Consider the following 26,992-nt stretch of genomic DNA (forward strand, 5'->3'; position numbering starts at 1 on the left):
TTATTTTTCACAGATTTATACCCTTGGGGGGTATGAGGAGGTGCTTGGCAGATGGAAAAGAGTGCAGAAGCGGGCCTGCAGCAGGCTACGCTGCAGGTTACAGGCATGACCTGCTCCGCCTGTGCAGCCCGGATTGAGAAGGGGCTGTCGCGGATGGAAGGGGTATCGCGGGCTAATGTAAACCTCGCGCTGGAGCAGGCGACGGTGGGATATGATCCGGCGGTTGCCGGGCTGCCGCAGATTGAAGAGAAGATCCGTTCGCTCGGTTACGATACACTTAAGGAATCGGCGGATTTCGATATTACAGGCATGACCTGCGCCGCCTGCTCGGCGCGGATCGAGAAGGTGCTCGGCCGCATGCCGGGCATTGCGTCGGTAAATGTGAATCTGGCGCTGGAGACCGCGCATGTAGAATTTACACCGGGCAGTGTCAGCACGGCTGATATTATGGGGAAGGTCAGCGCCATCGGTTATAAGGCAGCCTTGAAGCAGGACCGCAAGGAGACAGCGGACCAGCGCGGCGAGGAGATTGTACGCAAGCGGAATAAGTGGATTATTTCAGCGGTCCTGTCCTTTCCGCTGCTGTGGGCGATGGTGGGCCACTTCTCCTTTACCTCCTGGATTCCGGCGCCTGGCCTGCTGATGAACCCCTGGTTCCAGCTGGTATTGGCTACACCGGTGCAGTTCATTATCGGCTGGCAGTTTTATGTTAGTGCCTATAAGGCACTAAAGAACGGCAGCGCGAATATGGATGTACTGGTTGTGCTGGGTACCTCGGCGGCGTATTTTTACAGTCTGTATCTGACTATAGAATCTCTGGGCATGAGCGGAATGGACCATGCGGTTGACATGTATTATGAAACGAGCGCTGTGCTGATTACGCTGATTCTGGTTGGCAAGTGGTTTGAGGCGCTGGCTAAGGGCCGTTCCTCGGACGCGATCCGCAGCCTGATGGGCTTGCAGGCCAAGACTGCGCTGGTGATCCGCAGCGGCAATGAAATCAGCATATCTGTAGAAGAGGTTATCCCCGGAGATATCGTGCTGGTGAAGCCGGGCACGAAGATTCCGGTTGACGGCCAGGTGCTTGAAGGCTTGTCCTCCGTGGATGAGTCGATGCTGACTGGTGAGAGCATCCCTGTGGAGAAGAAACCGGGAGATACCGTAATCGGAGCTACGGTCAACAAAAACGGGATGCTGAAGATTGAAGCCCGCAAGGTAGGCAGAGATACCGCCCTGGCGCAGATTATCCGGGTAGTCGAGGAGGCGCAGGGCTCGAAGGCGCCGATTCAGCGGATTGCCGATGTGATTTCCGGTATTTTTGTGCCAATCGTGGTCGGTATTGCTGTAGTAACCTTCTTCATCTGGTACCTCTGGGGGGCACCCGGACAGTTTGCCGACGCGCTGGAAAAAGCCATCGCCGTGCTCGTCATCGCCTGCCCCTGCGCGCTTGGCCTGGCAACGCCGACCTCGATTATGGCCGGCTCGGGCCGGGCTGCCGAATTCGGGATTCTGTTCAAGGGCGGAGAGCATCTGGAAGCGGCCCGGGACATCCGGATTGTTGTGCTGGATAAGACGGGGACGGTTACCAGCGGTAAGCCGGTTTTGACGGATATCCTGACCACTACCGGCATTCCGGCACACGGCAGGGAGATAGCGGAGAACCGGCTGCTGGCAGTTACTGCTGCAGCCGAGAAGCTCTCGGAGCATCCGCTTGCCGAGGCTATTGTAGCCGGCGCTGCTGTGCGCGGGCTTACGCTCCCGGCGGCAGAGCAGTTCCAGGCTGTACCCGGCCGGGGTATCTCGGCGGTAGTTGACGGCGCTGCGGTGCTGGTGGGCACCCGCCGGATGATGGAGGAGAGCGGCGCAGATCCCGGCCCGTGGGCTCCGCTGATGAAGAAGCTGGAGCAGGAAGGCAAGACGGCGATGCTGGTGTCGGTGAACGGAGACGTTGCCGGTATTGTGGCTGTTGCCGATACCATCAAGGAGACCTCAAAGGCAGCGGTAGCCAGACTTCATGAGATGGGCATTGAGGTGGTCATGATTACAGGTGACAACAAGCTGACTGCCGAGGCTATTGCCCGGCAGGCCGGAATCCGCACCGTGCTGGCAGAGGTGCTGCCCGAAGGTAAGGCGGATGAAATCCGCAGGCTGCAGAGCGGCGGGGTGAAGGTGGCCATGGTCGGCGACGGAATCAATGACGCGCCGGCGCTGGCTACGGCCGATACCGGAATGGCAATCGGCACCGGTACGGACATTGCCATGGAAGCAGCGGATATTACGCTTATGCGCGGTGATCTGATGAGCATCCCCGATGCCATCCTGATGAGCCGCAGAACCATGCGCAATATCAAGCAGAATTTGTTCTGGGCGCTCGCTTACAATACAATTGGGATACCGGTAGCCGCACTGGGCTTTTTGGCGCCGTGGCTCGCAGGAGCAGCGATGGCCTTCAGCTCCGTGTCGGTTGTACTCAATGCGCTGCGGCTGCAGCGGGTGAAGCTGTAGCCGGCGGCAGGAATAAGGAGCGATAATAATGAGTGATGAACAACAGTATGCGGCAGGCACTCCGGATAACGAGACTTTGTCGCTGTTAATGAAGCATGCCTCGGTACGCCAGTACCTGGACACCCCGGTAACGGATGAGCAGCTTGCCGCCATTATCGGTGCGGCGCAGATGGCCTCGACCTCCAGCAATGTGCAGGCTTACAGCGTTATTGCCGTAACCGATGCCGGGATTAAGGCTCAGCTCTCAGCCTACTCCGGCAATCAGGCTTATATTGAGCAGTGCCCGGTATTTCTGGTATGGTGCGCTGATCTCTACCGGCTGAAGGAGACAGTGCGCCCGCATCTGGGCGATGCAGAGACCTATGAGGACACAACAGAGAACCTGATCGTCGCCACCGTTGACGTTGCCCTGGCTGCGCAGAATGCGGCGGTTGCCGCAGAGTCCATGGGGCTCGGGGTCGTCTACATCGGCGGAATCCGCAACAACAGCGCCGCTGTATCCGAGCTGCTCGGCCTGCCGGAGCTGGTCTATCCGGTGTTCGGCATGTGCCTCGGTACCCCGGCCGGTGAATCCGGCCTGCGTCCGCGGCTGCCGCTGTCTGCGGTGCTGCATTACAACGGCTATGACAAGGAGAAAACTGCCGCCCAGGTTGAAATCTATGACAAGGTGAGCAGTGACTACATGCATAAACGGACCGGAGGGCAGAGCAGCGCGCCTTGGTCTGCCATGATGGCCAAACGTCTTGCAGAGCCCGCCCGGCTGCATCTGAAGGATTTTCTGCAGGAGAAGGGCTTCATGAAGCGGTAAGTGCCGCTGTCTTAAATAAGCATGGTGTACCGGCGGTGCCGGGGGCCATGCTTTTTCTTAGCTTACTTTTTCAGAAAGAACGGAGGGCTCTTGTTGATCAAAGTGATACAGGACCATCATAATAATGGACATGGAAACAATCAGCGTTACTATGAAGGAGCGGGAAACGGCAAGGAACGGTCCGGTTAACGGCAGCAGAATGCTGAAACTCAGGGTATTCGCGGCCAGGGCTGCCGCCAGCATCAGCAGAAAGCGCCGGTCTTTATGATTTATCTTTTGCAGAGGATGTCTGAAGCCGTCTACAACTACAAAAGCGGTTGTGATAATAAGTGAGATAAAGTAGTGCCCCGTACCGGAAGACTGGATAAAGCCATCCTCAATGATGCTGGCAAAGAATTCGGAAATCAGAATACCCGCGGGGAGAATCACAGCAAGACCTGCCGCACCCTCAGCCAAATAGCCGATATAACTTTTATCTTGTTTTGAAAAAGGATAGATAAGTGTCATTTGTAACGCATATCCCGCAGTCAGCAGCACAATCCATGTGTAATAAAGCGCTGGCAGCTCTCCGGAAAAAAGCTCGATCAGGAAGTTAACGATCACCCTGAGTATCTCTGTAAGCATGAATACTACTCCTCAAAGGACAGATTAACCGGCTCATCTAACAGATCCTGCGAGTAATCCAGGTTTGTCACCGCGATGCTGTCATCTACTTCCTCGAACCTCAGCTCATCCACCCATACGCGGCCGCGTCCGGAAAGAATGACCCCGAAGGATACAACGGCGCTGTTGTCCGGCACGTCCAGAACGATGGCATAGTGGTTCCATTCGCTGTCCCCGGTTACCGGCCGGTTGCTCATATTGTCAAACTGCACAATGTCTCCAAGATTATTGTCTATTCTCATCCAAAAGCCGCTGAAGCCGCTGACCCCGGCTGTTTTCAGAAACCCGGACAGCTTGATCCGCTTGCCAAGATGCTTGTCTGCCTTGAACTGCTGCATCATAGTGGCGAATTCATCCAACCCTTCAACGGTTACCGATTTCAGAAGCCCGGAGGCCTTTCCCTTATGAAACGTCTTGCGGTCCAGTTCCATTGCATAATTGAACGGATGAGTTCCGCTGAGAAACCACCCCTTGATTGCTTCTTCCTGCTTCATTTTTGTTTCCTCCTTTTGCCGGGTTAGGCTGCCGATGATTGTCCGGTATTGTCCGGGCGGCAGGTGATAATGCTTTTTAAAGGCACGTGTGAACGATTCCTGGGTTTCGAACCGGTAATGGACAGCGATGTCGATGATTTTTTCGTCGGTGTACAGCAGAATATTGGCGGCGTTGGCAATTCTCCGGTAGCGGATATATTCGGATAAGGTCACGCCTACTTCCTTCTGAAATATCCGGTGATAATGGTATTTGGAAAAGCCGATAAATTGCGCGATGCGTTCCAGCGACAGTTCTTCGTGCAGATTGGTCTCGATATATTCGATTGTCCTTTGGATCACAGCAGTGTAGCTCAATGCCTCACCTCCTCTGTGTAAAAGATTATCAGAATCCGGCCGCGCTTTTTTGATATTTATTGCTTTCTTTCTTTTAGAGTGAGGACGGTATGCTCGGCTTATAAGCCCCAAAAAAGCCCCGCTGTCCTGCTGGAGCAGGTAGCGGGGCTTGTGGTATACAAAGCGTGAGTTGTTGCGGCAGTGCAGCCGGATTGCCGTCCTTCTGCTATGTCCTGCCTTTAGCCTGCTCCTCGCGCATCCACTGTGACAGCTGGCGTTTGAGGTGCAGGAACTCCGGTGTGTCCGTGATTTCATCACGGCGCGGCCGGGGAAAGGGAACCTCCACCGTGTGGAGGATGGAGCCGGGACGGCCGGAGAAGACATAGATCCGGCTGGACAGCAGCAGGGCCTCCTCGATGTTGTGGGTGATGAACAGCACGGAGCGGCGGTTCTCCTCCCACAGCTCCAGCAGCCAGCGCTGCATGTCGCTGCGCGTCAGCGCATCCAGCGCGCTGAACGGCTCGTCGAGCAGCATCAGCTCCTGCGGCGCCAGCAGGGCGCGCAGGAAGGCGGCCCGCTGCTGCATACCGCCGGACAGCATGTGCGGGTAAGCCCGCTCGAAGCCGCCCAGCCCGACCTTGGCCAGCCAGCGGCGGGCGTTCTCCCGTGCGGCGGCCTGCGGCTCGCCCTTCAGCTCCCCGGCGAGCAGGACGTTGTCCAGGGTGCTGCGCCAGGGGAAGAGCGCGGGCTGCTGCGGCATGTAGCTGATCTCGCCGCGCTGCCCGGTCACGGCATGGCCGTTCATGCTGACTGTTCCGGTATCCGGCGTCTCAAGGCCGCCGATGATGTGGAACAGGGTGCTTTTGCCGCAGCCGGACGGGCCAAGGATGGAGACGAACTCCTGCGGCTCGACCGTCAGGGAGACCTCGTTCAGTACGCGGGTCTCCTTGTGGCCGCGTCTGAACGTCTTGGAGACGCCGCTGACTTCGAGCGCCGGCGGCAGGCCCTGTCCGGCCGCGCGCGGCGCAGCAGCTGCCGGAACTGGAGAGCCAGCAGCAGCTGCCGAAGCAGGAGAACTAGCGTTGCTGGAAGCAGCTACCGGTGCTGAAGTAGAGTGTGCAGAGCCCGCAGCGGTTTCCAGTGCAGCATCGCCTGCAGCATCGGCAGCCCCCAAGCCCCGGATACCCCGGGGGGGCGTAACCCCGATAGATTCTTCGTCTTTTGACTGGTGAGACATGTAGAGTACCTCCTTTCTCGTTGGAGTCCGTATGTTGCGGCGGATTGAGCCTAATATTTATGCGAAATCAGAGCCCGGATCATTTTAGTGGGAAAAAGGTCAACTAAATTCGCATAATTCGCTTAACTTCGGCATATAGGTGGAAAAAGGTAACTTAATTTCATCTGAAATGCTAGTTTCAAGCCAGTAGGTAACTATTAACTGTCGAAAATCAACTTAATTTCATATTAAGCCCCGGCCGGAGCAAAATAGCTGTCAAAAATCAAACTAATTCCGTCCGGCCGAAGCCGCCCGCGGATACCCGGCCGAAGCTGCCCGCGGATACCCGCATTCTCCGGCCGAATGCTTCCTCATTCCGATTCCCGCGGCTTCCAGCGCACCAGCCACCGCTCGACTATAGCGATGATTGCGAACAGCACCAGACTCAGTAATACGATGATGGCAATGGCGACAAAGAGATTAGCTGTACGGTAGGCGGACTTCTGGAGCAGCATGTAGTAGCCCAGTCCCTTGTCAGCGCCAATCCATTCCGCGACGATTACGCCCATTACGGCATAGGTGGCAGAGATTTTGAGGCCGGAGAACAGGGCGGGCAGGGAGCCTGGCAGCTCCAGCTTGGTAAAGATCTTCCACTTGCCTGCGCCCGCCATCTTCATATAGTTCATCATCGTCCGGTCACTCTGCGCAAGGCCGCCCATGGCAGCGACGGCGACGGGGAAGAAGCAGACGAGGATGATCAGCATAATTTTCGGCATCAGGCCAAAGCCGAACCAGATCACCAGCAGCGGCGCGAGCGCAATGGAGGGCACATTCTGGCTGAGGATCAGCAGCGGATAGATGGCCCGTTTCAGCCAGGGCACCAGATGCAGCAGCAGCGCTACGATCAGCCCGACGCCTGCGCCGATCGGAAAGCCGATCAGGGTCAGGCGCAGCGTCGCAGCGGTGTGCGACCAGAGGCTGGCGGCATTATCCGCGGAAGCACGGGCGACCGCGCCCGGACCCGGCAGAAAAAACGGATCGATTGTAAATAATGATACCGCCGCCTGCCAGATCCCCAGAAACAATATGACCGCCACTAAGGGCGGCCATATTTGCCTGAAGGCTGATCTCACCGGTATTTCTCCGTCAGCTTGTCCATGCTGATGCCATTCGGGTTATGGGCGATTTTGATCTGGGAGATGATGCTTGGGCTGCCGGCAGCTACGAGCGCTTCGTGCATCTGGCGGACCACCTCGAGCAGCTCGGTAATATCACCTTCCATTGTCGTTTCAAGCGGGTTCACCTGATGCTTTACGCCCGATTTCTGAATGACTTCGATTGCTGTATCTACATAAGGAATGGAGTCCTCACCGTTCGGTGTTTTAGGGATAACCTGAATGCTAAGCAGTGTGTTTGCCACAATAATCAATCCTCTCAATATAATGTATTGGATATCAGCCGGCTCTCAATATAATCTTTATTCCGCCGGCAAAAACTCATTAGTAAACGTTGCCTCTACATCAAGCTGCTGGTCCAGCAGCTTCAGGTCATACATCCAGTCGGCGTAATTCTGCCAGATTTCGGCCTTCTGCTCACCCCAGCGGGCGGCGTCATCCTTGTACTTGGGGCTGAGCCATTTCTGGCTGGCCAGGACAAGCTCAGGATCAAGATCCGGCACGGCTTTGATCAGAATATCAGCTGCCGCTTCCGGCTGGTCAATCGCGTACTGGTATCCCTTCGACGTCGCTTTGAGGAAGGCCTTCACCAGCTCCGGCCGCCCGGCGATTTCCTTCTCGCTGGTAGTCAGGATCGGCGTGTAGTAATCCAGCTGCGGCGCGTAATCCTTGAGGTAGAGCATATCCAGCGGCTCACCGCGCAGCTCGGCCTCAATTCCGGTCCAGGCATAGAAGATCCAGGCGAAATCAATATCGCGCTTCACAGCCGTGAAATAATCAGCTTCACCGATGTTCACCTGCTTGACCTTCTTCACGTCCCCGCCTTCCGGGTCCATGATGGCCTTCATGGCTGCTTCCTCAGCCGGCGAGCCCCAGCCGCCGTAGATTTTGCCTTCAAAATCCTTAGGGGATGTTATATTACGGTCCTTCGGTGCAGCGAACCCGGAAGTATTATGCTGAATGATGGCGGCAACGGATACAAGCGGCACATTCTGCAGGCGGGCCAGCGTCAGTGCCTCCTGGGCGCTGATCCCGAAGGCGGCCTCGCCCGAAATCACCATCGTATCGGCTCCGGCGGCGCCCGGCTGGACAATCTCTACATCAAGGCCTTCCTCTTCGTAATACCCCAGCTCTTTGGCCGCATACAGGCCGGTATGATTCGTGTTCGGCGTCCAATCCAGTGCGACCTTAATCTTGGTAAGCTCAGCCGGCGCATCCGCAGCTGTTCCTGCAGAAGCTTCCGGAGAAGCGTTACCTCCGGCAGTGTTCCCCCCGTTACCTCCGTTTGCCCCGTTGCTGCCGCATCCGGCAATGGCCAGGGCCAGCATGCAGGTCAGGCTGAGCATCAAGCTTTTTTTGACTCCCATTTCCCTTTATTCACTCCTTCCAGCAATCCCTAGTCTTCTCTTTTCTAAATCTGATATGCAAAAAAGCGCCCCGATTCATCGGGACGCCAGTCAGTTGCGCAAGGCTGCAGGCTCCGGCCTCAGGGGCCGGGAAGCAATTAAAGATTCCTACGCTGGCATTATCCAGATCAGGTATAAGGGTCAGTATCTTATGGGATACAATCTCAGCCGGCCAATTCCAGCACCCCTGGTTCTATGAAGTTATCGGGTATTGCTTATTCTACGCTGTATTATAGACGCACGGCCTGGGGTTGTCCAGTAGCAATCTCCCTACTCCTTGGAGTAATACCGCTTCCTGCGGCGGCTGCGGATGCTGGTTCTCAGCTCCTTCAGTGTCATGAAAATGCTGACTGAAATCCCTGTAAACGTGACGAACAGCGCGAGATACTCAAAAGGTGAGTATTCCAGCAGCTTGCTCCAGTCAATCGGAGCCTTCAGGTCCTCAATGACCTGGTTCATCCCGTAAATCCCGCTGACCACCGTAAATATAGTAAGAATCATCAGCAGCGTATCCCGGCGTTTAGCCTGGAATTTATCCTGATACTGGAACAGGTCGTCAAGGGTCATCTTCACTTCACCGAACAAGGCGTCATTGCCGTAAACCTTCCGCAGCTGGAAAAAAATCTCCCGGCCCTGCGACTGCGAAATCAGCTCGATAAAATAGAATTTGGCCGAAAATTTATTGATCAGAAAGATCAGATTCTCAATCTCATCATAGTCGCGGTCAATGCGCAGGCGGGAATGCAGGTTGGACAGCTTCAGCAGCACGATTTTGTGAAAAAGGCTCAGCAGCAGCCCGTAGTAATACTCCCCGTACATCTGGTTAGCCAGCTGGACAGCGATCTCCGGCTTAGCCTTGCTCAGACAGCAAAAGGTCTGCTCATTGGTCATGTAAAAGGTATCAGGGCCCCAGCGGCTATAGGAGTGCTCCCTGCAATAATCGGCTATATAGTCCGGATTGCTGGCACTCATATAAGGCTGGCCGTTTCCGTCCAGCCCGTCCAGCTGGGCGGCACGGAACTTCAAATCTATTCCGATTTCTTCCTCATCCCCGTGCTCCAAACCGTAGAATCCCTGAACCATCATCCGCTCATCGACAAAGAAGGGCAGGGTTTCAAAGTAAGCGCCGTCCAGCTCTGACTGGTCCAGAAACGGCTTCAGGCTGGGCACGAGGTAATCGAACACAAAATCCTCGACCTGATCATAGGATTTATCGCCGTACTGAACGGAGGTTCCCTTATCCTGCAGGTTGGCATCCTCCAGTGTACGGAACCGGTCTGCGAATTCCAGAGCTACACTGAACGGCAGCGTATCCTCCTCAATGCGGACCCTTATGGTCACAAAGCCCAGCTGAAACGGGCAGAGGAACATATCGGTCGACAGCACCTTGAAGGCGATGGAGCGGCCGGGCATTTCCAGACTGCAGGAAAGGTCATTGGCCTTGGAGAAGCGCCGGAAGGAGTCCTTATCCTTTTCCCGGGGAAACAGCACATGGGCTGCAAAGGGGAGGTAGCTGCGCTCCATTTTTTCATGTGACACGCAGTATCCCTCTCCGTAATAAGCATCCTCAAGCTCCTTGTTATCCAGAAAAAAGCGTGTGAAGCCGTCCTGCTTAAGCTGCCGGATCAGCTTGTCATCCTCACCGTTTTTAATGGAGAAGGGAAAAATAAACTGCAGCAGTGCAGTATGTAGCGCCGGTTCGGGAGATTCAGCGAAAACCTTAGTCATAAGCAGGTACCACCTTATTTTTCAGAATATCAGTATGTGTAGTATTACCCTAACCTGCAGACAGCCACGCTAAGCGGAGCCGGCACAGCGGTGTCCGTTCATCGTTTTGTCCCGGATTCAATGTGATTGAAGGGGGTACACTATAGTAAGCACAATTAATTGTATGATAAATCCAAACTGTGAATGCGGATATATAAATATATATCTGCGTGATTTCTGAAAGGAGCTATTTCGTCAATGAATAACAATGAGCTGGAGCAGACTATCATCAAGGCGCTGGATGACAACAAGTTCGGGTCCTTCGGCACGATCGAAGCCGGCAACAAACCTAAGGTGCGTTATATGGCGGTATTTCATGACGGACTGAATATTTATCTGGCTACCAATCGCAAAACACACAAGGTGGAGGAGCTGAAGGACAACCCGAATGCTTTTCTGCTGCTTGGATATGAGCAGGGCGGCGGCAAGGATGTGCTTGAGATTGAAGCCACGGTAGATGTCAGCAAAGACGACAGCCTGCGCACAAAGGTCTGGAGCAAGTCACTGGAGGAATGGTTCAAGGGACCGGAGGATCCGGATTATGTGGTGCTTGAGCTGAAGCCGACACGGATTGAGTATATGGGCAAAAATAAAGAGCATGGCGTATGGCAGCCATCCGTTTCGGCAGGGAGATAACAGCTTCCGGCACAGGCGGATTTAGCAGCTACGACCACCAGCCACCTGCAGCCACCCGGCTCTGCAGGTGGCTTTTTGCAGGGATAGGATAAGGCTGTCATTTTACGCCGGCGCATAGTTGAAAATTGGCAAATCATGATATAATGGCTACACTAAAGGTTCGACATTTGATGCGAGGGAGGATGTCTATGAACTGTAGGGACTGCTCTGCGATAGAGCCGGTGGAGGATGAGGGACAAATCCGGTTTATGCCGTGTACCTTTGTGCTTGCCTCCGCTTTAAGATCTTCAGGAGTAGAGTTCACAGGGGTGAAGAATACGGGAACGATTCCCTATGCTTCGAGAGAGGCGCTTTTTGAGCTGCTGAAGCTGCTGGATATCCTGCAGAAGCAGACGGATACATCGCTGAAGCTTTGTATAAGCGGCAAGTCAGGCAGCCTGACGGCAGAGCGCTGGGTTTCCCTGGAGCAGTTAGAAATAAGATTTGCCAATGACAATCTTATCTCCATCATTTCCAATCATGATTTTACCAGCCACCTGCAGCCTATTGTAGATTTTTCTGAAGAGATTGTCGGCTTTGAGCTGCTGCTGCGTCCGCTTCCTGAAGGGAGCGCCTTTCAGCCCTACGAGCTGTTTGAAATTGCCCGTCAGACCGGCTTTCATTCCTTCCTGGACCGTGCTGCACGGATTTCAGCGATTGAGACCAGTGCGAGACTGCTGCCGAGAGGCATCAAGCGTTTCGTTAATTTTTTGCCGTCTTCCATTTATAATCCTAATTTTTGTCTGACCCACACCTTTGAGACGATTGCCCGGCTGGATCAGGACCCGGAGGATTTTGTGTTCGAGGTGGTGGAGACAGAGAAGATCAGTAACATGGGGCATCTGCAGGCGATTTTCGCCGAATACCGGAGACAGGGAATGCGGGTCGCGCTGGATGATGTCGGCGCCGGATACTCGACCGTTGAGGTCATGTCCAGCCTCCAGCCGGATTATGTAAAGATTGACCGTAATCTGATCAGCTACTGTGATCAGGATGCACGCAAGCAAAAGACGATTCACGATATCGTCAGCCGTGCCGGATCCTTCGGGGCCAGTGTGCTGGCCGAAGGCATTGAACGGCGCGAAGAATTCCAGTATTGCCGGGATATCGGCATTGAGCTGGCCCAGGGCTATCTCTTCGGCAAACCGCAGGACAAGCCGCCGGCACATTTCGGGTTCAGCGCATAATAAGCAGGATGTACATATTCCCCGGAGCTGGCGCAGATTTATCCGCCTGCCCGGGGATTATTTGCGAAATCGGACAATTCCGGATAAAAGAAACGGAGGTACTATGAGCATTACACTGCTGTATGTGGAAGATGACCGGGATATCGGTAATGCGGTATCAGCAGATTTACGGGAAAGAAAGTATGCGGTCCGCTGGCTGGAGAGCGGCGAAGGCGCCGTAGAGGCGGCAGCAGGCTGCCAGCTGGCTGTTCTGGATGTCATGCTGCCCGGGCTTGACGGCTTCACCGTCGGTCAGCGGCTGAAGCGGGCCTATCCCAACTTGCCGGTGCTGATGTTATCCGCCCGCACCTCTATAGACGACAAGCTGCAGGGGCTGGAGTTCGCGGATGATTATTTGACAAAGCCGTTTCATCCCGATGAGCTGGCTGCCAGAATTGAGGTGCTTTTGCGGCGCACCGGTGCTGCCGAGCCGGCAGCGCTTGTTCTGAAGCATCTTATCGTGTATGAGGGGAACAATGTCATTCACGAGGCTGCCACGGGCCGTGAAATTCTGCTCACCGGCAAGCAGTTTCAGATCTTTACCTTTATGCTGCGCCATCTCGGGCAGATCCTGACCAAGGAGCAGATCTATGAGGCTGTCTGGGGCGAGGCCTATATTGAAGGGGACAAGACACTGATGGTGCATATCCGCTATTTGCGCGAGAAGCTGGAGCTTGACCCGGCTGCACCGGAGATTATTGAGACGATCCGCGGCATCGGCTACCGGGTAAGGGCATGAGCAGGCGGAAGAGCCTGAAAGGGCGGAAGCAATCGCTGCAATCCCTGCAGTCCCGTTATCTGCTGATTATTATGGCTGCACTGCTGTTCATCCCTGTCGGGATTCCGCTTACCTTTGCGGGCTATAATCTGTTCAATATGGCGACAGCCGACAAGCCGCCGGAGGAATATGAGCAGTACTCCAATATCAATGCGCTGGAGAGGCAATGGCATCAGGAGGCGCTGGAGCTGGCCGGGCAGACTGTGGAAGCGGTCGACCGCCGGCTCAAGGAGCTGAGCGGCAGCTATCCGCTGGCTGCAGTATTCTGGGTGGACAGGCAGGGGCAGACCCGGATGATTCATTCGCCGAAGGATCCGCAGCTTAAGGAGCAGCTGGGTACAGACAGGATACCTGCGCAGTGGAGTGCACCTGAAGCGATAGCCTTTATGAAGGAGGCTGCGCTGCAGCGGCCGCTGGCCATTGTCGCCTTTGTAGGTGACCGTGCGGATGCCGGTGAAGGCTTCATGGTGATGCAGATTCCGGCTAAGATTACGGAAGCTTACCGGTTCCAGAGCCTGGGCTCATGGTATATCCTGTTTTTGCTGATCTTTTTTGCCCTGTTCATCGCCAGCTCCTGGCTGTTCTTCACCGGAATCCGCAAACGCCTGCTGCGTCTGCAGACAGCGATGAGCTTTACAGGAGGAGCCGGAATCCCCGAGCCGATCGAACCCGGCAAAGCGGATGAAATCGGCCGGCTGGAGGAGGCCTTCAATTACATGGTAGCGGAGCTTTCAGTCAGCCGCCGCCGTGAGGCCGAGGAAGAAGGGTTGCGCAAGCAGCTGGTGGCCAACCTGTCGCATGATCTGCGCACCCCGCTGACCGTGATCCGCAGCCATCTCCATGTCCTGGGCAAGGAGGCTCTGTCGCAGCGCGGGCAGGAATCCGTTGCGCTGATGGATGAGCGGATGGAGAGCCTCAGCGGACTGATTGATAACCTGCTGTCGTATAACCTGCTTACCAGCGGCCGGCTGACTTTTAAGGCTGAACGTAAGGATGTGCTGCGGATTGTGCGGGAAAGTGCCGCCGCCTGGTATCCCCTATGGGAGAAGGAAGGCTTTGAAGTTGACATTGAGCTGGAGAGTGAGCCGCTGTACCGGGTTATTGATGAGGTCTGGTTCCGGCGGATTCTCGATAATCTCTTCCAGAATATTGTGCGCCATGCGCGCAGCGGGCATTACGTCGGAGTTCATACAGACATCCGGGACGGCAGCCCCGTTGTTATTATTTCGGATAAGGGCAAGGGGATGGGCGGCACATCAGAATCGGCAGGTGCAGGACTCGGCCTGTCCATCGTCAGTTTGCTGCTGCAGCAGATGGAGCTTGCCTGGAAGACAGACAGCTCCCCGCAGGGAACCTCCGTAATACTCTATCTGCCGCAGGAGCAAAATTTAAACAAAATTTAAACTTGCTGCTGCCGCTGCTTTAACCTCGGGGCGTTATGCTGAGTACCGAGGTGAACGACTAATGAAATCAACAGTAATCAAAACGAACGGCTTGAGAAAAGTATACCGCGGCCGGGCCGCCGTGGAGCATTTGGATCTGAACATCGGCCGGGGAGAAATCTACGGCTTCCTCGGACCGAACGGCGCCGGCAAAACAACAACGATCCGTATGCTGCTGGGGCTTATCCAGCCGACCTCCGGCAGGATTGAAGTGTTCGGCAAGGAGCTGCGGAAGCATAAGCTGCAAATTCTGCGCCAGGTAGGCTCGCTGGTTGAGTCCCCGTCTTACTATGGGCATCTGAGTGCTGCAGACAATCTGGAGGCGATCCGCCGGATCCTGGATGTGCCCAAGGCACGGATAGCCGAGGTATTGGACGTTGTCTCCCTGACCGGTGAAGAAAAGCGGCCGGTCAAGGGCTTCTCGCTCGGCATGAAGCAGCGGCTGGGCATTGCCGCCGCGCTGCTGGGCAGTCCGGAGCTGCTGATTCTGGACGAGCCGACAAACGGGCTCGATCCTTCCGGCATACAGGAGATCAGATCGCTGATCAAGCGCCTTCCTGCCGAGTACGGGATTACAGTGCTTGTCTCCAGTCATCTGCTCAGTGAAATTGAGCAGATGGCTGACACCGTCGGCATTATCCGCCAGGGTAGCATGGTCTACCAGGACACGATTGCCCATCTTCAGGAGCAGGCGGCCGGAGATCTGCGGCTGGCCGTCTCTGAGCCGGAGGCTGCGCTGGAGCTGGCAAAGCGGCGGGGCTGCGGAGGCACGCTGGAGGAGAGCCGGGTTGTTCTGCCCCGGATGAGCGACGCCAGGGTAGCGCTGCTGATTAAAGAGCTGGTGGAGAACGGGCATGCCGTATACCGGGTGGAGGAGCACAGGCAGTCACTGGAGCAGTTTTTCCTGCAGGTTGTTGAGGGAGGCGTATCATGATGTGGCGGGCTTTGTCGGCAGACTGGCTGAAAATTCGCGGCAAAGGTCTATGGTTTCTTGTTTTTCTGGGCCCGCTGGGGCTTACGGCGATGCAGGGGCTGAACTTTGGGCTCCGTTATGACTATCTGAAGGAGCAGTATCAGGCGGATTTGTGGGCCGGGCTGCTTGGCAACGTAGCTGGCTTCGTTCCGATTGCCCTGTATCTGGGCGGGACGCTGGTCTGCTCCCTGATAGCGAATGTTGAGCATCAGATGAGCTCATGGAAGCAGCTGCTGGCACTTCCGGTCTCGCGGACCGCCGTATATATGGCTAAGCTGCTGTTATGCCTGCTGCTGCTGGTCTGCTCCTGCCTGCTGCTGTCTGCAGGAACACTGGCTCTGGGTCTGCTGCTCGGCTTCGGCTCCCAGACGATTCCTTATGCAGACATCCTGAGGCTGGGCTTCGCCTCCTATGCCGGGGCACTCCCGATCATTGCACTGCAGCTATGGCTCTCTTTATCCAGCCGCAATCAGACCTTTCCGGTGGCTGTCGGGATTACACTGTCACTGCTCAGTCTCTTTTCCATGTATCTGTCAGAATGGATGCCGCTTAACTGGCCTTCCCTTGCCTGGGAGGCTGAGTCGCCATGGCTGTTCATCGCATCGGGCCTGGTGCTTGGCCTGCTGATGATCCTGCCGGGAGCCGTTCATTTTGCCAGAAAGGATGTGGACTGAAGATGCGGAGCTTTATGAGAATCCTCTCAGCAGAAAGGCTGAAGCTGTCGGGGTCCTTTATCTGGCTGCTGGTGATTATCAGCCCCTTGATAGCGCTGCCGGTAGGGGCGCTGGCCGATATCCGGCAGGACGGTGGGGCAACATCCTGGCAGGTGCTGCTGAGCGTTATGTCACTGATGCATGCCTTATTATTTCTTCCTGTACTCACAGGGCTCTTTGCGGCGCTCATCTGCCGGGCCGAGCACAGTGACGGCGGCTGGAAGCTGATGCTGTCTCTTCCTGTAACACGGACATCCATGTACCTTGCTAAGTTTATAATCATTATGACGCTGCTGGCTTGCGTCCAGCTGGCCTTTCTTATTGCCCTGCTGGGCATCGGCCTGTACCGCGAAGCGGAAGGGGCTGTGCCCTGGCCGCTGCTGCTCTCCAGCCTGCTCGGCGGCTGGTTTGCCTGTCTGCCTCTTGCGGCGCTGCAGCTTGGCGTATCCCAGGGCTGGAGCAGCTTCGGCGCGCCGCTGGCGCTTAATGTAAGCCTGACACTGCCTAACATGCTGATTGTCAATTCAGCCACATACGGCCCATACTATCCCTGGGCCCAGCCGCTGCTGGCCATGTCCCCCTTCGGGGGCGAGGATTTCGGGGCGTTCGCTCTCCCTGCGCAGACGCTGATGCTGGTAGTATCCGTCAGCCTGATTGTGTTCCTGGGAGCCGGCCTTCTGGCTTTCCGGCGCAAGGCGGTGTAATCTGCCTTTATATGCTGCAGGACCATTGTAAGACATGCCTGTCTCCGCCCTGTTAAGCGCCCGCCCAAAGCCTGCTAATGGACATTGTCTGTCATTTTTTCTATAATTAATCGTAGAGAATCTGATTAAGGACCGGTGATACCGGAGGAAGCTAACTAGGGAGGGCGGAAGCATGGAGCCGGCAGCACTTGAAGAATGCGACAATACATGCAATGGTTCAGAGCTGGGGCTGGAGACAGAGGCTCTTACTCTGCCGGACCGGGGAACCACGGACAAAATGGCCGAGATGTTCAAGGCGCTTGGTGATCCGACCCGGGTACGGCTGATCTATGCCTTATCACAGCGGGAGCTGTGCGTGCACGATTTGTCCTCCATTCTGGATATGGGGCAATCGGCGGTATCCCATCAGCTCCGTTATTTGCGCAACCTGCGGATTGTGAAGCGCCGCAAAGAAGGCAAAACAGTATATTATTCGCTGAACGACGCGCATGTCGAGCAGATTTTTCTGCAGACGCATGAGCATATCCGGCACGAATAGATCGGCTGAACACAAACAACCGTCCTTGGGTCACTTGGCCCCGGGACGGTTGTTTGTATTAACATAAGGGCTATACCGGCAAATCCCTGTGCTGCATTGCGGAATTCTCCACCTGCAGAGTAATATGCCGGATGCCGAATTGCTGCTCGATCAGCCGGACAGCCTGCTGCAGAATATCCTGGTGGCTGCAGTGCTCCTCTATCAGCACATGGCCGCTGAGCGCATCCAGCCCGGAGGTGATGCTCCAGATATGGAGATCATGGACATCGATGACCCCGTCAAGCCCGAGGAGTGCGCTATGGACTGCCGCTGTATCCACAGAATCCGGGGCTCCCTCCATCAGGATATGAAAAGCCTGCTTCACCACGCCCCAGGCACTCCGCAGAATCAGCAGGGCTACAACTACACTGATGATCGGGTCAGCGAGGTACCAGGAGAACAGGGACATGATCAGCCCGGCCAGCAGAGCACCGACAGAGCCGAGGGCGTCGCTTATAATATGTAGGTAGGCGCTGCGGATATTGATATTATCATGCCCGCTGCCCTTACGCATCAGTGACCATGCACTTAACAGGTTGGCAAGCAGACCGACTGCGGCAATTACCATCATAGTCCCGCTGGCCACCTCCGGAGGGGAGCCGATTCGCTTGAAGGCCTCCCACATAATAAATCCGGCAATGATGAACAGCGTAACCCCGTTGAACAGGGCAGCCATAATTTCGAATCTGTAGAAGCCGTAGGTATTCCTGGAAGAGGCCGGTCTGACGGCAAAAATCATCGCAACCAGGCTTAGGGCCAGCGAGGCGGTATCACTGAGCATATGTCCCGAGTCAGACAGCAGCGCAAGGCTGTTGGTAACCAGGCCGCCGAAAAATTCAAGCAGCATGATGCCGCCTGTAATAATTAGAGCGATCAGCAGGCCCTTACGGTCTGCCGGGGCATGCGAGTGCGAGTGAGAGTGCCCGTGAGCGTGTGTATGGCCTGCATGATCGTGACCCGTATGGCTGTGCCCCTGAGTATGACGGGTGCTGCCTTTTTCATGTACATGGCCTTGATCAGACCCGTCGTGACTGTGGCGTTGCTGACTCATAAAGAGACCCCTTTCTGAAAAAACATATGAATAACTGCTCATATGTTAATAATATTCCTGTTACAGCAGAAATGCAAGAAATCACTTTTATAAGTTCCATTCTTTTTATAAACTGATTTTATCTGCACATTAAATAAATGAATAAACATGAAAAAAATTCTTTTTACATTCCAAATTGTGGGACTTAGGTCTTATTTTTTGCGCTAAATATAATGGAAATTGTCTGTTCTTGCCGATATAACAGTAGGGTTTTACAGCAAATGGAAGCTGTTAACTAATACTGCTGGGAGGACTTAAGGTGGAAAATGAAGTGAAGCTTTGGACAAAAATGAAAATGAAATTGAAAACGCGGAAAACGGCCTCAATGCAGCGTAAATGGTCTCTGATTATTTTGGCCATATCGATTATACCGTTGCTCGGTTCTACCCTCTTTTTTACAACCTATTTCGGAGGAGTGACCAAAGAGGACAGCGAAGCAAACGCAAAGACGATCCTGGAAATGAACACCTCCCGTCTTAATGAATGGCTGATGTCCAAAACCTCGGCGGTGCAGGAGCTGGCTGCCCAGCATCCCGAATTCAACACTTCAAACCCGGATACCATCTTCCCGGCCATTAAGGTACTCGAGGACAGTGACAGACAGTCCGAGGGCTACAGCGTGATTAATAAAGACGGACTGCTGACGAATATGCTCGGTCTGACTGCAGAGATGGGGACAGCGGACTATTTTCTGAAGGCAAAAGAGACTATGCAGCCGGCTGTGGCAGATATGACCTACCTGGAGCCCTTAGCCAAGTATGTTATTTCAATAGTGGTTCCTGTTGCCGGTGCAGACAAGCAGTTCGCCGGTGCTATAGCATTCTCGGTTACACCCGAGATGATGATTGAGATGAGCAAGGATATCAAGGTGGCTGACAGCGGCTACGGATATGTTGTATCTGGTGACGGTACGTATTATGCCCACTATGATTCACAGCGTATCGGAAAAAATATTGCGGAATACGCCGGCGGAACAGACATGAAGGCAGCGCTCGAAAGAATGCTGGCGGGTGAGAGCGGCTCCGAAACCTATAAAGGCGAAGAAGGCAAAACGATCATCACTTATTACCAGAATGTTCCGGGTACCACCTGGAAGCTGATGATTAACGTGCCTGAAAGTGAAATCTACGCAAAGGTAAATTCAGCACAGACGATTGCTGTTATCTTCCTGGTTATTGTGATCCTGGCTGTTGTATTACTGGCGCTCTACCTGACCAAGCTGATGGTAAAACCTGTGACAGCCGTCTCCCGGGTAGTGAAAAAGGTAGCGGAAGGCCACTTAACTGAAAGGGTAGAAGTCACCTCAAACGATGAAATCGGCCAGATGAGTAAAGGCATCAATGAAATGATTGAATCTCTTTCCGGCATTGTCGGCATGATTGACGCTGCAGTGGCTGAAGTGGCAATCTCGTCGAAAGGCCTGCTCAGATATGCCAACGATTCCTCTAATACCTCGGCGGAGATTGCCGAAGTCATCAAGGAAGTGGCTCACGGTATGGAGGAGCAGTTCAAGGGCTCGGAGCAGTCTGCACGGGCTACGGAAGAAATGGCAATCGGTCTGCAGCGGATTGCTGAGTCCTCCGTTAATGTATCCGATCAGGCGGAGACTGTGAACAAGGAAGTGGAAAACGGTTATCTGGGTATTCAGTCGACGCTTGAGCAGATGAAGGTAATCAGTGCCGCTGCCGGCCAGACCTCTGAGCTGATTGCAACCCTGACTGAGCAGTCCGGGCAGATCGGACAGATTGTCGATGTCATTTCTGAAATATCCAACCAGACCGGACTGCTGTCGCTGAATGCCTCCATCGAGGCTGCCAGAGCGGGTGAGCACGGCCGCGGCTTCGGTGTTGTGGCGAACGAAGTGAAGAAGCTGGCTGAGCGTACGAATACGTCCATCGTGCATATTGTCGAGCTGATCCGGCAGATTCAGACCTCAACGGCAAACGCCGCAGCATCCATGGAGAAGAGCATTGCCGAAATCGGCGACGGAATGGACAAGATGGACCATGTCGGAGCTTCCTTCGAGCATATCCGTTCCTCCATGCGCGAGGTTGCCCTGCAGATTCAGGATGTATCGGCTATTAACGAAGAAATGTCAGCAGGCACCGAGGAGATTACGGCATCGGTTACCGACATGCTGACCATTGCCAAAGCCTCTGCGGAGAATGCCGAGCTCGTTGCTGAAGCCTCGGTAGAGCAGAAAGAGCTGATGGGCAAGGTGGTGTCTGAGGCGGAAGCCCTCACAGCCATGATGGCTGAGCTGAAGGAAGAAGTCGGCAGATACCGTTAAGCTGATAATAGAAAAGAGAACCCCCTCCGCATAGCAGCTGCTGCGCTATGCACCGAGGGGGTTCTTGCTGTTACCCGGAGGAGTCTACACAGTCTCCTCCAGCTGCAGGCTTCCGATTCCTGCGCGGATGATGTCGCAGGAGGCATTGAAACGGGCGGCTTCCTGCGCACTTAGATTCAGCTCCAGCAGCTCCTGGATGCCGCCCCCGCTAACGATGGCCGGCACGCCGGCACATACCCCGGTCTGGCTGTATTCACCATCGAGGATGGCTGAGACGGCGATGATCTTGTGTTCATCATTCAGGATGGAGCGGGTGATGTAAGCCAGCGCGCTGCCGATCCCGAAATGGGTCGAGCCCTTGCGGGTGAATATCTCCCAGCCGGCATCCTTGGTCTTGCGGGCAAGATCATCAAGATCAAGTCCGCTGAACCGCTCGCGGTGCTGCTCCATAATCTGCAGCAGCGGCTTGCCGCCGATCGTGACATGTGACCAGGCGACGAACTGTGATTCGCCGTGCTCGCCGAGCGCATAGCCGTTGACGCTGCGCGGGTCAATGGAGAATACCTCGGAGAGCAGCGTCTTCAGGCGGGAGGAGTCTATCGAGGTGCCGGTTCCGATAATACGATGGCGCGGCAGCCCGGAAATTTTCCATACCATATATGTGACGATATCAACCGGATTCGCTGCTATAACAAAAATACCGTCAAAGCCGCTGGCCATGATCTCGGTGGTAATCTCTCTGGTGATGACAGCGGCTGCGTCAAGCACATCCAGCCTTGTCTGTCCGGGCTGGGGATTCGCGCCTGCCGTGAGGATAACCACATCCATGCTGCCGCAATCGCTGGCAGTCCCGGCATAGACCTTAGTCCGGGTTCCTGTAAATTCCATGCAGTGCGAAAGATCAAGTGCTTGTGCCAGGGCGCGGTCATACGTACGGTCAACCATCATGATCTCATCGCATATCGCCTGGTTGACCATGGAATAGGCACAGCTGGAGCCGACATTGCCGGAGCCGACGATTGCCACTTTTCTCGATTTTGTTTTCAATTGCCTTATCCTCACTCTCTAAAAGTAATACCCGGTCCCTCCCTGTGAAAGCCGAAGGTTAAGTATATGTTTATTTTACCTGATCTTATCGCAACTTACCTGACATCAGATTGGGGAATCCGGGCTTTTATATATTGATATTGTATGCGGGTTCTGCACAAAAGGGATATAAGTTGACAAACCTGCTGCAATTTTACTGGATTCTCACAGCGATTGCTGCCCGGCATGAAAAAAAGCATCCCATAACCCGGCGGGGGCAAGGAATGCTTCTAATACATCAGTTTCAGCAGCCGGCAGGGCGGGATACACTATCCCCGCGGCTGAGGAATATGCTCCTGCGGCGGAGATATCCGGGTATAGTGCTTATACATGAACACCCGCCAGTGCAGAATCATTCCGAACGCCAGGATGAAAAAGAGGCCGCCGGATTGCGGAACGGATATATAACGGTTAATGAACTCATGGAGCAAGGTGCGCACAAGCAGCAGGCCGAGCAGAATGAAGGCAAAGCTCTTGGAACGCTGGGCATAGATCAGGCCGTCCCGCTCTTCGAATTTGGTGCTGCGGATCAGCGGGTAAGCAAATATGAACCAGCCGACCAGAAATGCCAGCACAGCCCACCACCAGGGAAAGCGGACTTCAGGCACTATGAACATGGCAAAGCCTGTTGACATGCCCAGCGGCGGAATCCATATTTTGCGGATCGTCACCGGCCGTGCACTTGCCTTCAGGCGGATAAAAATAACCATCAGCGCCATAAACACTGCTCCCACCGTGGAGCCTATATGCAGAAGCGAAGGGTTAATATTGCCCATATTACACGTTCCTCTCTGTGATTTGTGTCACTTATTCCATCATTATAGCAGAAAAATCTTTATAAACAGAATGAGCGGGCTGACACTGTTTTCCTGGAGCTGCCTGAATGTCAAAAAACACAAAGAGCCCGCCAGGGTTACCCCGGGCGGGCTCTTTGTCCAAGCATATGTCTTAGCATATACCGGGCCGTGCTTATCTATTCAGCTTAAGAACGGCTGCGTCCGCCGACCGAACGAAGGATCAGGCTGACAATGAAGATCAGGAGAATTGCACCGATAAGGGACGGGAATACATAGTAGTCACTGATTCTAGGTCCCCAGCTTCCCAGCAGCATGCCGCCAAGCCATGAACCAAGGATACCGGCAATAATGTTACCGATAATGCCTCCCGGAATGTCTCTACCCATAATCAGTCCTGCCAACCAACCGATTACACCGCCTACAATAAGCATCCATAGTAAACTCATTTTGCTTCAGCTCCTTTAAGTTTGTGTTAACTTCGATGTCTACTATTAACCTCAAGCAATGCGTTTAAACCATGTGGATAATTTTGTATCACCGCGGTTCTTCCACACCTTAGTGTCCCCGGAAAATGGTTGTTTAACACTGGTTGTGCGGCGGGTATATAACCATGTTATGCGGATATAACAAGAATAGAAGCAGGGGCAAACACCGCCCCGGAGGGTATATAATAAGTATATAAATGCAAATACAAGCTGCTGCTTACCGTAAAGGAGACGCTGACATGAAACAGCCTAATGAAGCCTTGTTTTATATTGGTACTTATAATAAAAAAGAAAAAGAGGCAATTCTGCTGGGAGCCGTTAATGAGGATACCGGAGAGATGCGGGTGCTGGGAGGACATAAGGGCATTGAGAATCCGTCCTTTCTGGCGCTGAACAGCTCAGGAACTGTGCTTTATGCGGCAAGCGAGCAGGATGAGGGCGAGGTTCATGCCTTTGCTGTTGAGGCCGGAACCGGGGCGCTGCAGCCGCTGGGCGGCAGGGGCACCGATGGCGGGGCTCCCTGCTATGTCTCGGTCTCCCCGCAGGATGACTACATCTTTGTAGCCAACTATACAGGCGGTAATGTGAATGTGTTCCCGGTTCACGCGGACGGCTCACTCGGGGAAATGTCCAGCCAGGTTAAGCACGAGGGCTCAGGAATCCGCCAGGACCGACAGGATGCACCGCATACACACTCCATTATTCCTGACAGCACCGGGGAGCGCGTACTGGTATGTGATCTCGGGATTGACCAGGTGCTGATCTACCGCCTTGAGGAGGGCAAGCTGGTTACTCACCGTGAGGTGGATTTGCCCCCGGGCTCTGGACCGCGCCACCTGGCTGTCCATCCGTCCGGCCAGTGGATTTATCTGATCAATGAGCTGAACAGCACGATCACGGTATTTGCCAATAATGAGCAGCAGGGGGAGCTGAAGCTTCTGCAGAGCATCAGCGCCTTGCCTGAGGATTATCCGGCTGGCAGTGATGATACGGCCGCAGATATTCATGTATCGCCTTGCGGGCGCTTCCTGTATGCTTCCAACCGCGGTCATGACAGCATCGGAGTGTTCTATATTAATGCAGAGACAGGATTGGTGGAGCCTGGAGACTGGGTCAAATCAGGCGGGCGTACACCGCGCAATTTCGCCATTATCGGCGGTATGCTGCTTGCGGCTAACCAGGACAGCGGCAATATTGTCTCTTTCCGGATTGATAAGGAGAACGGCAGGCTGATTCCTACCGGTAATGAGCTGGAAGCAGCCTCGCCGGTCTGCATAGCTCCAATACCGCAATAAAAGAAGGGCCTCACATGCAGCCGGCTGCATGTGAGGCCCTTGAGCATTATTTGTACAGAATAAGAGCAGACTAATGTAATCCGCCGGGGCTGTCTTCAGCGGTATAAAAACCGATATCATCCAGCATGATCCGGTCGCCCTCCTCCTGCAGATAAAACGTAATTTCAGTTAATTCATCCGGATTAAGGGCGGGCTCCTCCTCCAGAAAGCTCTCAAAAGGCAGCTCATAGGTCTGGAATACAGCCTCCGACAGATCACCATATTTACTGTCACTGATCCTTCCCTCCAGCCAGGGGCTGATGGTGAATTCTGTCTGCGGAAGCGGCAGGATATCCATCATTTCATCCAGCGGCAGCCGGGCGCTGACATCATTGCTGTCGGTCAGCTCTACCTCGACATCTGGCGCAGGAGCAGCTTCCGTGCTGACCGGCTCTGTGCTTTCTTCTGCAGGCGTGTCGGCATTGCGGTTTGCCATGGAGAAGGTTAATCCGGCTGCCCCCGATCCGGCCAGCTCCCGGATTATGCTGTCTTTAAGGGTGATGCTGTAAGCGCCGGCCTCATTCTCTCCGGCATCATGCGTAAGCACAACACCATAGGTTGCTTTGCTCTTGGATTCCCGGTCCTTGGCAGTTTCCTCTGTCCAGCTTAAACCGGTTACTGAAGCTGTTCCGCCAGCCAGTGTATTTTTGTTGCGGTCCTCGTCGTAGTTCGCTACCGGAATATATTCTCCGCTCTGGAAGCGGCTGAAATAGGCCGTGTCCGGCAGCCACTTGAGGCCGCTGCGGTAATCACGGAACAGGTCCAGATAATGATCCTGTCCGTGCAGTGTAGTCTCAAGAAATGCTGATACATATACCTTGGCAATCTGCCGCTGCTCATCCCCGTCCATAATCTCTGCCCTGCTCAAAAACAGGCCGGCCGGCAGTGTCTGGTCATACAAGCCCCAGTCGGTATTGAACTGGCTGTGGTTGGCATCGGCGATATAGAGCGAGCTTTTGAAGGCTTTGGAGCCGCTGGTATAACTGGAGCGTATATACTGGCGGTCACCGTAGAAGTCGTGAACATCCCCGTCCCGCGCGCCCTGCAGCGTCAAATAATTGACATCCTTCAGCCGGGCCTGCTGGTCATCGATAGCCTTATCGGTCGGGGCCAGGGCAATTACTGAGGTTATCTTGAATTTCCCGGCAGCTGAGAGGACAGGATCATCCTTGAACCAGCGCGCTGCATCGGCAGCCATGGCAGCCGCCTGGCCGCCGCGGCTATGGCCCAGCAGCGCGGTTTTGGTGTAATCAATCTTCTGGTAGAACGGATTGCCCGGCTGCTCCGCATAATCCCCGATCTGCTCCAGATGCTTCAGAATCATCCAGGTCCGCACCTTGAAGTCATTGTCCGGGATGCCGGACCAGGCTGAATAGTTCAGAAAATTCTCATCCAGCGATACCGCCGTGAAGCCCCGGCTGGCCAGCAGCCCGCCCAGGTAGGCGTAGCCTTCCTCTGAATAATCCTCCATCATGTGGTTGCCGTGAACCATCAGCACCAGCGGAAACGGGCCTTCGCCTTCAGGCATCCATACCTGGGCATTGAGCGGAAGCGCAGTGTAATCAAATCCCCAGAAGATCGTACGGAGCTTGGGCCAGCTCTTGATGAAGGCCGAGGCGTCTGCCGAACCTGATAGTAATGACACCTCTGCGCCATAGCCGGCCCTGTGCAGGTCTTCCCCGCTGCCGTAAGTAAAGTGCCTGTAGCTGTAGCTGCCCGGTGCTGCAGGGTCTGCTGCGTCAATCGGAGCCACATCTCCGGCCGCAGCCGTGATGCTGTCCTCTGCAGGCCCGCTGACTCCGGCACCGTACAGCGGAAGCGGAGCCAGCAGAATGGCCGCGGCCAGCACAATACCCGGGACAGTCCGCCTGCTGCGCAGCAGGCCTGCCGATAAACCCGCCGCTGCTCCAATCAGAGCAGCAATGGCAGCAATGACTGCGGCCGCTTCCAGGGCCAGACCTCCGAAGTACAGGATGAGCAGTACAGCTCCGAAGGAGCTTAGAAAAGTACCGGCAAACAGCTTCGGAAAGCGCAGGCCGGTCAGCGCCAGCACCAGGGCCAGCAGATTGCCGGCAAGTGCGAGCACCAGGGTTCCGGCTCCGGCCGCGAGTATAATATCGGCAGGCTTGCCCATGCCGGTCGGAATGCCGAGTACGGCAATAATAAAGGCGAGCGTGCATATGATCCAGGGACCGGCCAGTGCGGTCCTCCATATGGCCGTGTCATATTCATAGGTTAGCCTGATACGTCTGCCAGTCTCCCTGAGTATGCGTCTGATCAGCCGCGGCCGCTGAGGCTGCTGGACCTCTGGAGCATACTCCAAATCCATTCCCATGTTTTTATCCCCCATAAGATGTAGCAATAATATTACTTTACAGCTTTTACAGCTTTAATAACAAGCGGGTCTTGCAGGAACGTCCGCCATTTGCTTCCCCCAGAAAGAGCAGAAGGACAG

24 protein-coding genes and 1 riboswitch are annotated in these 26,992 nt (G+C 54.7%); of the genes, 12 read left to right on the forward strand and 12 right to left on the reverse strand.

Annotated features, from left to right (window positions below; all coding sequences use genetic code 11):
* Positions 1-51 precede the first annotated feature (51 nt).
* Positions 52-2,505, forward strand: a complete 2,454-nt coding sequence (locus tag R70723_RS01735; RefSeq protein ID WP_039869280.1) for a heavy metal translocating P-type ATPase — start codon at positions 52-54, stop codon at positions 2,503-2,505.
* 28 nt (positions 2,506-2,533) lie between these two features.
* The gene (gene nfsA, locus R70723_RS01740) at positions 2,534-3,313 is read left to right on the forward strand and encodes an oxygen-insensitive NADPH nitroreductase (protein ID WP_047170999.1); all 780 of its coding nucleotides are present in this window, start codon (positions 2,534-2,536) and stop codon (positions 3,311-3,313) included.
* A gap of 57 nt (positions 3,314-3,370) precedes the next feature.
* On the opposite strand, the gene R70723_RS01745 is transcribed toward nfsA, so the two are convergent.
* From R70723_RS01745 to R70723_RS01775, 7 genes are all read right to left on the reverse strand, one after another.
* A complete protein-coding gene (locus R70723_RS01745) occupies positions 3,371-3,937 on the reverse strand; it encodes a DUF5823 family protein (RefSeq protein ID WP_039869281.1) in 567 nt (188 codons plus the stop codon).
* A 5-nt stretch (positions 3,938-3,942) separates the two neighbouring features.
* Positions 3,943-4,824 (reverse strand): helix-turn-helix transcriptional regulator, encoded by an 882-nt coding sequence (locus R70723_RS01750; RefSeq protein ID WP_039869283.1) that lies wholly within the window; start codon positions 4,822-4,824, stop codon positions 3,943-3,945.
* 205 nt (positions 4,825-5,029) lie between these two features.
* A complete protein-coding gene (locus R70723_RS01755) occupies positions 5,030-6,040 on the reverse strand; it encodes an ABC transporter ATP-binding protein (RefSeq protein WP_305954255.1) in 1,011 nt (336 codons plus the stop codon).
* A gap of 350 nt (positions 6,041-6,390) precedes the next feature.
* Positions 6,391-7,152, reverse strand: coding sequence for an ABC transporter permease (locus tag R70723_RS01760; protein WP_039869284.1), 762 nt, complete (start codon positions 7,150-7,152; stop codon positions 6,391-6,393).
* Positions 7,149-7,439 carry a thiamine-binding protein gene (locus R70723_RS01765; protein WP_039869285.1) on the reverse strand — a complete coding sequence of 97 codons (291 nt, stop codon included), beginning with the start codon at positions 7,437-7,439 and terminating at the stop codon, positions 7,149-7,151. Before R70723_RS01765 ends, R70723_RS01760 begins: the two co-directional genes overlap by 4 nt.
* Before the next feature lie 57 nt (positions 7,440-7,496).
* A complete protein-coding gene (locus R70723_RS01770; protein WP_039869286.1) occupies positions 7,497-8,561 on the reverse strand; it encodes an ABC transporter substrate-binding protein in 1,065 nt (354 codons plus the stop codon).
* Positions 8,562-8,688: 127 nt separating this feature from the next.
* Positions 8,689-8,799, reverse strand: a riboswitch (TPP riboswitch).
* Between the two features lie 71 nt (positions 8,800-8,870).
* Complete coding sequence (locus R70723_RS01775; RefSeq protein ID WP_047171000.1) at positions 8,871-10,328, reverse strand: hypothetical protein; 1,458 nt, start codon at positions 10,326-10,328, stop codon at positions 8,871-8,873.
* Positions 10,329-10,565: 237 nt separating this feature from the next.
* Here R70723_RS01775 and R70723_RS01780 point away from each other — a divergent pair, with 237 nt between their 5' ends.
* The 8 genes from R70723_RS01780 to R70723_RS01815 all read left to right on the forward strand — a co-directional run bounded on the left by R70723_RS01780 (position 10,566) and on the right by R70723_RS01815 (position 17,416).
* Positions 10,566-11,003: a pyridoxamine 5'-phosphate oxidase family protein gene (locus tag R70723_RS01780; RefSeq protein WP_039869287.1), complete on the forward strand. Its 438-nt coding sequence runs from the start codon at positions 10,566-10,568 to the stop codon at positions 11,001-11,003.
* Between the two features lie 188 nt (positions 11,004-11,191).
* Positions 11,192-12,229, forward strand: a complete 1,038-nt coding sequence (locus tag R70723_RS01785; RefSeq protein ID WP_039869289.1) for an EAL domain-containing protein — start codon at positions 11,192-11,194, stop codon at positions 12,227-12,229.
* A 103-nt stretch (positions 12,230-12,332) separates the two neighbouring features.
* On the forward strand, positions 12,333-13,007 hold the full coding sequence (locus R70723_RS01790) for a response regulator transcription factor (protein WP_039869291.1): 675 nt from the start codon (positions 12,333-12,335) through the stop codon (positions 13,005-13,007).
* On the forward strand, positions 13,004-14,449 hold the full coding sequence (locus R70723_RS01795; protein ID WP_039869293.1) for a sensor histidine kinase: 1,446 nt from the start codon (positions 13,004-13,006) through the stop codon (positions 14,447-14,449). Before R70723_RS01790 ends, R70723_RS01795 begins: the two co-directional genes overlap by 4 nt.
* Positions 14,450-14,510: 61 nt before the next feature.
* Positions 14,511-15,422: an ABC transporter ATP-binding protein gene (locus R70723_RS01800; RefSeq protein ID WP_039869295.1), complete on the forward strand. Its 912-nt coding sequence runs from the start codon at positions 14,511-14,513 to the stop codon at positions 15,420-15,422.
* Positions 15,419-16,135, forward strand: coding sequence for an ABC transporter permease (locus tag R70723_RS01805; protein WP_039869297.1), 717 nt, complete (start codon positions 15,419-15,421; stop codon positions 16,133-16,135). The genes R70723_RS01800 and R70723_RS01805 overlap by 4 nt, the downstream gene beginning before the upstream one ends.
* A 2-nt stretch (positions 16,136-16,137) precedes the next feature.
* On the forward strand, positions 16,138-16,878 hold the full coding sequence (locus tag R70723_RS01810) for an ABC transporter permease (protein ID WP_039869299.1): 741 nt from the start codon (positions 16,138-16,140) through the stop codon (positions 16,876-16,878).
* Positions 16,879-17,050: 172 nt separating this feature from the next.
* Complete coding sequence (locus tag R70723_RS01815) at positions 17,051-17,416, forward strand: ArsR/SmtB family transcription factor (RefSeq protein ID WP_039869300.1); 366 nt, start codon at positions 17,051-17,053, stop codon at positions 17,414-17,416.
* A 70-nt stretch (positions 17,417-17,486) separates the two neighbouring features.
* Here R70723_RS01815 and R70723_RS01820 read toward each other — a convergent pair whose 3' ends face one another.
* Positions 17,487-18,506, reverse strand: a complete 1,020-nt coding sequence (locus tag R70723_RS01820; RefSeq protein WP_076418376.1) for a cation diffusion facilitator family transporter — start codon at positions 18,504-18,506, stop codon at positions 17,487-17,489.
* Positions 18,507-18,816: 310 nt separating this feature from the next.
* Here R70723_RS01820 and R70723_RS01825 point away from each other — a divergent pair, with 310 nt between their 5' ends.
* Complete coding sequence (locus R70723_RS01825) at positions 18,817-20,835, forward strand: methyl-accepting chemotaxis protein (RefSeq protein WP_231574811.1); 2,019 nt, start codon at positions 18,817-18,819, stop codon at positions 20,833-20,835.
* A gap of 84 nt (positions 20,836-20,919) precedes the next feature.
* Here the strand turns inward: R70723_RS01825 and R70723_RS01830 are convergent, their stop codons facing one another.
* From R70723_RS01830 to R70723_RS01840, 3 genes are all read right to left on the reverse strand, one after another.
* Complete coding sequence (locus R70723_RS01830) at positions 20,920-21,882, reverse strand: L-lactate dehydrogenase (RefSeq protein WP_039869302.1); 963 nt, start codon at positions 21,880-21,882, stop codon at positions 20,920-20,922.
* 308 nt (positions 21,883-22,190) lie between these two features.
* Positions 22,191-22,697, reverse strand: coding sequence for a CcdC family protein (locus R70723_RS01835; RefSeq protein ID WP_039869304.1), 507 nt, complete (start codon positions 22,695-22,697; stop codon positions 22,191-22,193).
* Between the two features lie 206 nt (positions 22,698-22,903).
* Positions 22,904-23,164, reverse strand: coding sequence for a GlsB/YeaQ/YmgE family stress response membrane protein (locus R70723_RS01840; protein ID WP_039869305.1), 261 nt, complete (start codon positions 23,162-23,164; stop codon positions 22,904-22,906).
* Positions 23,165-23,442: 278 nt separating this feature from the next.
* On the opposite strand from R70723_RS01840, the gene R70723_RS01845 reads away from it, so the two are divergent.
* Entirely contained in the window at positions 23,443-24,498 is a 1,056-nt protein-coding gene (locus R70723_RS01845) for a lactonase family protein (RefSeq protein WP_039869306.1), read from the forward strand.
* A 70-nt stretch (positions 24,499-24,568) separates the two neighbouring features.
* Here the strand turns inward: R70723_RS01845 and R70723_RS01850 are convergent, their stop codons facing one another.
* Positions 24,569-26,872, reverse strand: coding sequence for an alpha/beta hydrolase (locus R70723_RS01850; RefSeq protein ID WP_052421153.1), 2,304 nt, complete (start codon positions 26,870-26,872; stop codon positions 24,569-24,571).
* Positions 26,873-26,992: the final 120 nt, after the last annotated feature.

The sequence above is a fragment of the Paenibacillus sp. FSL R7-0273 genome, assembly GCF_000758625.1.
GTDB lineage: Bacteria > Bacillota > Bacilli > Paenibacillales > Paenibacillaceae > Paenibacillus_AQ.

Coding starts and splice junctions, on each gene's coding strand:
- R70723_RS01735 (WP_039869280.1), top strand. CDS start 52: ATGGAAAAGAGTGCAGAAGCGGGCCTGCAGCAGGCTACGCTGCAGGTT.
- nfsA (WP_047170999.1), top strand. CDS start 2,534: ATGAGTGATGAACAACAGTATGCGGCAGGCACTCCGGATAACGAGACT.
- R70723_RS01745 (WP_039869281.1), bottom strand. CDS start 3,937: ATGCTTACAGAGATACTCAGGGTGATCGTTAACTTCCTGATCGAGCTT.
- R70723_RS01755 (WP_305954255.1), bottom strand. CDS start 6,040: ATGTCTCACCAGTCAAAAGACGAAGAATCTATCGGGGTTACGCCCCCC.
- R70723_RS01770 (WP_039869286.1), bottom strand. CDS start 8,561: ATGGGAGTCAAAAAAAGCTTGATGCTCAGCCTGACCTGCATGCTGGCC.
- R70723_RS01775 (WP_047171000.1), bottom strand. CDS start 10,328: ATGACTAAGGTTTTCGCTGAATCTCCCGAACCGGCGCTACATACTGCA.
- R70723_RS01780 (WP_039869287.1), top strand. CDS start 10,566: ATGAATAACAATGAGCTGGAGCAGACTATCATCAAGGCGCTGGATGAC.
- R70723_RS01785 (WP_039869289.1), top strand. CDS start 11,192: ATGAACTGTAGGGACTGCTCTGCGATAGAGCCGGTGGAGGATGAGGGA.
- R70723_RS01790 (WP_039869291.1), top strand. CDS start 12,333: ATGAGCATTACACTGCTGTATGTGGAAGATGACCGGGATATCGGTAAT.
- R70723_RS01795 (WP_039869293.1), top strand. CDS start 13,004: ATGAGCAGGCGGAAGAGCCTGAAAGGGCGGAAGCAATCGCTGCAATCC.
- R70723_RS01800 (WP_039869295.1), top strand. CDS start 14,511: ATGAAATCAACAGTAATCAAAACGAACGGCTTGAGAAAAGTATACCGC.
- R70723_RS01805 (WP_039869297.1), top strand. CDS start 15,419: ATGATGTGGCGGGCTTTGTCGGCAGACTGGCTGAAAATTCGCGGCAAA.
- R70723_RS01810 (WP_039869299.1), top strand. CDS start 16,138: ATGCGGAGCTTTATGAGAATCCTCTCAGCAGAAAGGCTGAAGCTGTCG.
- R70723_RS01815 (WP_039869300.1), top strand. CDS start 17,051: ATGGAGCCGGCAGCACTTGAAGAATGCGACAATACATGCAATGGTTCA.
- R70723_RS01820 (WP_076418376.1), bottom strand. CDS start 18,506: ATGAGTCAGCAACGCCACAGTCACGACGGGTCTGATCAAGGCCATGTA.
- R70723_RS01835 (WP_039869304.1), bottom strand. CDS start 22,697: ATGGGCAATATTAACCCTTCGCTTCTGCATATAGGCTCCACGGTGGGA.
- R70723_RS01840 (WP_039869305.1), bottom strand. CDS start 23,164: ATGAGTTTACTATGGATGCTTATTGTAGGCGGTGTAATCGGTTGGTTG.
- R70723_RS01845 (WP_039869306.1), top strand. CDS start 23,443: ATGAAACAGCCTAATGAAGCCTTGTTTTATATTGGTACTTATAATAAA.
- R70723_RS01850 (WP_052421153.1), bottom strand. CDS start 26,872: ATGGGAATGGATTTGGAGTATGCTCCAGAGGTCCAGCAGCCTCAGCGG.